At 54.6% G+C, this 4,906-nt stretch carries 6 protein-coding genes; all 6 read left to right on the top strand.

The annotated features are described in order from the left end of the window. On the top strand, nucleotides 1-298 hold a 298-nt coding region (locus AC14M5_RS04110), incomplete at its 5' end, for a four helix bundle protein (protein ID WP_484028364.1). A gap of 38 nt (nucleotides 299-336) precedes the next feature. Further along, nucleotides 337-1,251, top strand: a complete 915-nt coding sequence (locus AC14M5_RS04105; protein WP_484028363.1) for an SDR family oxidoreductase — start codon at nucleotides 337-339, stop codon at nucleotides 1,249-1,251. A gap of 126 nt (nucleotides 1,252-1,377) precedes the next feature. Further along, entirely contained in the window at nucleotides 1,378-1,728 is a 351-nt protein-coding gene (locus AC14M5_RS04100; protein ID WP_484028362.1) for a DUF4260 domain-containing protein, read from the top strand. Between the two features lie 232 nt (nucleotides 1,729-1,960). Beyond that, a complete protein-coding gene (locus AC14M5_RS04095) occupies nucleotides 1,961-2,488 on the top strand; it encodes an NUDIX hydrolase (RefSeq protein ID WP_484028361.1) in 528 nt (175 codons plus the stop codon). A gap of 104 nt (nucleotides 2,489-2,592) precedes the next feature. Next, a complete protein-coding gene (locus tag AC14M5_RS04090) occupies nucleotides 2,593-3,765 on the top strand; it encodes a YgeY family selenium metabolism-linked hydrolase (protein WP_484028360.1) in 1,173 nt (390 codons plus the stop codon). A gap of 96 nt (nucleotides 3,766-3,861) precedes the next feature. Beyond that, a partial coding sequence (locus AC14M5_RS04085) for an N-acetylneuraminate synthase family protein (RefSeq protein ID WP_484028359.1) occupies nucleotides 3,862-4,906 on the top strand: 1,045 nt, incomplete at its 3' end.

Genomic DNA, 4,906 nt, shown 5'->3' with positions numbered 1-4,906 from the left:
GGATTTTGGATTGAAGGATCAAATCCAAAGAGCGGCTGTTTCTGCCATGACCAATATTGCCGAGGGATTTGATAATGAATCCACTGTGGAGTTCGCGCGTTTTCTGGGGATGGCGCGCCGCTCCTCGGTTGAAGTTCAGTCTTTGCTTTATGTCGCCCTGGATGCCAGCTACATCAAGGACGATGCTTTCAAGATACATTACGACCAAGCCAAAAAGACCCAAGCCATCATCGGCGGATTGAAGAAGGGTATCCTGAAAAACCCCCATCGTCCTGCCAGGCCCTCAACATCCTCGTAGCTGTAGAGGCGTGAAACTTGAAACATGGAACTTGAGACGTGAAACTTCTAATCACCGGCGCCAGCGGACTCCTCGGAATCAACCTCGCCATGGAAACCATGGACGAGCATGAAGTCATCGGTGTGGACCGGGGCAAGTTGAAATCTGCTCCGTTTCAGCTGTTCAACGCGGATTTTCTCCAGGCGCACGAGGTCAACTCCATTCTCGATGCGACCACGCCTGATTGGCTGATCAACTGTGCGGCGCTGGCCAACCTCGAGCTCTGTGAGCAACAGCCGGACCAGGCCAAACGCCTCAACGCCGATTTCCCCGCAGAATTGGCGTCCGCATGCGCAATACGCAATGTCAAATTCGTCCACCTCTCCACCGATGCAGTGTTTGACGGCGAAAAAGAAGGCATGTACACCGAAGACGATGAGCCGAACCCGCAGGGGGTGTACTCGCAGACCAAACTCGAGGGGGAGCGCGCCGTGCTCGCAGCCAACTCGAATGCCATCATCGCGCGTGTCAACTTCTTCGGCTGGTCGCTGGGCGGCAGGCGCAGTCTGGGGGAGTTCTTTGTCAACAACCTGAGCGAGGGGCGCAACGTCAACGGCTTTACCGATGTCATCTTCTGCCCCATGTGGGTCAACCACCTCAGCCGCACACTGGTCGAGATGCTCGAGAAAAACCTGCACGGTTTGTATCACGTGGTCGGCGCGCAGGCGATGAGCAAGTATCAGTTCGGGGTCGAGGTGGCGCGCAAGTTCGGGCTGAGATCCAGCCTAATCGAGCCGCAATCCGTCGAACGGTCCGCTCTGACCGCCAAACGTTCCCACAATTTATGGCTGTCTGTCCACAAGTTATCCACGGCGCTGGGCCACGAAATCCCCGAATTCTCCACCGGTTTGGACGGGTTTTATACACAGTTCCAGCAAGGTTATCCACAGAAAATCCGTAGTTATCAACAGTAACGCAAGTTGATAACCTGCGCTGCTCCACACGTTATCCACAGCAAATCGGGCGTTTTTTCCCAACCATCCACAGCTTCGCCCACCTCAGAACGTGCCTTATCCACCGACTTTTCACAGGATACCCACATGCAAAAACTGCTCAAGCTCGAAGAATTCTTTTTGTTTGGCTTTGCCGTTTTCCTTTTTTCCGGATTGGATTACGGCTGGGGCTGGTACGCCCTATGGTTTTTCGCGCCGGACCTGAGCATGATCGGCTACGCGGCCAACCCTCGCCTCGGCGCGTGGACGTATAACTTGATCCATCACAAGGGGCTGGCTGCCGCGCTATATGTTTTGGGCTACCTACTCTCCGTCCCGTGGCTGATGTTCGCAGGGACGATCCTGCTCGGCCACTCCAGCTTTGACCGTGTGCTCGGCTACGGCTTGAAGCACGAAGATGCGTTCCAGAATACGCACTTGGGAAGAATTGGAAGATGAAATCCCGAAGGGATGAAATGACTCTAGACTTTTTGCCAACCCGTTCGCAAATCCTGAAAGGATGACATGCCATGGGCCAAACCGGTGACACCCCTTCGGGGTTGGTAAAACCCTTAACCCGAATCTATAATCGTTTCACTCCTTCGGAGTTTCTTGACCGCGTGTTTGAATATGTCTTGAAGCACGAGGACGCGTTCCGGAATACGCATTTGGGGATGAACGGGAGGTAGAAATGAAACCCGAGAGATTGGCAAGAGAAATTGTTTATGAAAGCAAATGGGTGAACCTGTACAAAGACACCGTGAAATTCCCCAATGGCTTCGTGATCGATAAATTCCATTTGCTGGATTTTGAGCGCGAAGCGGTGACCGCGATCATGGAGAATGCCGCCGGGGAGGTGGTCTTCGCGCTTGTCCCGCGTTACACCACTGGCGCCGCCGAATGGGAATTGCCTGCAGGCGGCATGGAGATCGGCGAATCTCCGCTTGAAGCGGCGCAGCGCGAACTGCTGGAGGAGACCGGTTACACCTCCGACCGCCATCGCCTGGTCTATTCCTACCTCCCGATGAATGGCAACGCGAATCAGGTCTTTCATATCGTGTATTGCCGGGCAGGCGAATCGGTGCAGGGCTTTGATCGGAACGAGGTCAGCGACGTCCGCTGGTTTACGAAAAATGAGATTAAGTTGATGATAAAGAATAAAGTTATAACAGATGGCTTTACTTTGACTTCTCTACTCTTATGGTTGCAGGGTGAATAAAAACGCATGTCTCTGGTACTTCTCAAATCCAAAACAGGGCGAACCACTATTAAGGTGACAGTCACTGTCACCTGAGCAAAATTCGATGAAGAAGAGTGACAATAATGAATGCAATCAATTTACTCACACCGGAAACACAACAGGAACTGATCGAGTTCACGCAAAGCCTGGTCAGGCTTCAGAGTTATTCTGGGCAGGAGGAGCTGGTCATCCGCGCGGTTGAGCAGAGGATGAAGGCTTTGGGCTACGAGGAAGTGATCATCGATTCGATGGGCAACCTGCTCGGTCGGATCGGAAGCGGCGAAAAGTCCATCCTGTTCGATTCGCACGCGGATACGGTCGCCGTCAACGACGAAGGCGAATGGCAGGTCCCACCGTTCAGCGGTGAGATCGTGGATGGGCGGCTGTACGGCCGCGGCTCCGTGGATATGAAAGGGAGCGTCGCGGCCTCCATCTATGCGGGTGCGTTCGCCCACAAGTTGGGTTTCACCTCCGGCAAAACGGTTTATGTCTCCTGTACCGTGTTCGAGGAGGATTGCGACGGGGAGAACTTGAAGCATCTGTTCAAGGAACTCAACCTCAAGCCGGATTACGTGGTGATCTGTGAACCGTCGCGGAATGTGATCGCGCTGGGGCACAAGGGCAAAGCTCAGGTTGCGATCAAGACGCACGGCGTTTCAGCGCACGGCTCCGCACCGGAGAAGGGCGTCAATGCCATTTATGAAATGGCCGAGATCATCCAACGCGTGGAAAAGACCAACGCCACACTGATGAAAAAGGACAAGCCGCGCGGGACGCTGGTGATGTCGAAAATTTCGAGCGTGAGCGCGTCGCTGAACGCGGTCCCTTCGGAATGTGAAGTATATTTGGATCGCCGAACCGTTCCGGGTGAGACGGAGGCGGACATCCGCAAAGAGATGGATGCCCTGGTGCAGGGCAAGAACGCCACCTGGGCGGTGGGGACGCTCCAGCGCAAAAGCTGGACGGGCCTGGACATCACCTACGAGCCGTTCCATTCCGCCTGGAAGATCGCCATGGAGCATGAACTGACGCAAGCCTGTATCGCGGCCTATCGTGAAAACTTTGGGAGCGAGCCCGCTGATTTTGACTTTTGGGATTTCAGCACCAACGCGGTCACGCCGGTCAGCCTGGGCATTCCGACCATCGGCTTCGGCCCCGGAGAATATAAACTCGCGCATATGCGCAATGAAAACTGTGAAGTGGACCAGATCGTTGCTGCTTGTGGTTTTTATGCAAAGTTGATCGAAAAAATATAAGAAAGTGTCATCCTGAGCGAGGTCGGTTGCGACAAACGCTCCCTCACAACATCCCGATGGCTTTCGGGAGAATGACAAGAAAAACCGGAGGACAACATGGATTTCAAAATTCAAGACCAATGGATCGGACTGAATCACCCGACCTACTTCATCGCGGACATTGCGGCGAACCATGATGGCGACCTGGGGCGGGCCAAATTGCTCATCAAGTTGGCGAAAGAAGCCGGCGCGGATGCGGCCAAGTTCCAGCACTTTCAAGCGCCCAAGATCGTTTCGGACTATGGCTTCACCCATATGAACTCAAAGGTCAGCCATCAGGCCACGTGGAAGAGGTCCGTGACCGAGGTCTACGCGGCGGCGTCCGTTTCGCAGAGTTGGACGCCCATCCTGAAAGAGGAATGTGACAAGGTCGGCATCCACTTTTTCACTTCGCCGTACGATTATGACTCCATCGAACACGTTGACCCCTACATTCCGGCCTTCAAGGCGGGTTCGGGTGAAATTGACTGGATCGAAGCGTTGGAACACATGGCATCCAAGGGCAAGCCGATGATCATCGCCAGCGGTGCGGCGGACATTGCCGACGTGCAACGCGCGGTCCATGCGATTCTCAAAGTCAACCAGCAGTTGTGTTTGATGCAATGCAACACTAACTACACAGCCAGCCTCGAGAACTACGATCACATCCATTTGAACGTATTGAAGACCTATGCCACCATGTTCCCGGAGGTGGTGCTCGGTCTCTCCGACCACACGCACGGCAATGCGACGGTTCTGGGGGCTGTAACGCTGGGTGCGCGGATGATCGAACGTCACTTCACCGATAGCAATGACCGCGAAGGTCCCGATCACAAATTTGCGTTGAACCCCGCAGATTGGGCGCACATGGTCGAGGAGACACGTCAACTGGAGCGGGCACTGGGCTCCGCGGACAAGTTCATCACGGGCAATGAACAACAAACCAAGGTGGTGCAACGCCGCTGTCTGCGCGCCGCGCGGGACATCAAAGCCGGAGAAGTCTTCACGCGAGACATGATCGATGTATTACGGCCCGCCACGATCGGCGCGATCAAGCCGCATGAGATCGAGCATGTCCTTGGCACCAAGGCGCTGATCGATATGCCGCTGGGCAAGGAATTGC

It is taken from the genome of Candidatus Villigracilis sp., from assembly GCF_057083605.1.
Note: the sequence above shows the minus strand (reverse complement) of the source record. Positions and strands in the feature narration are given on the sequence as shown.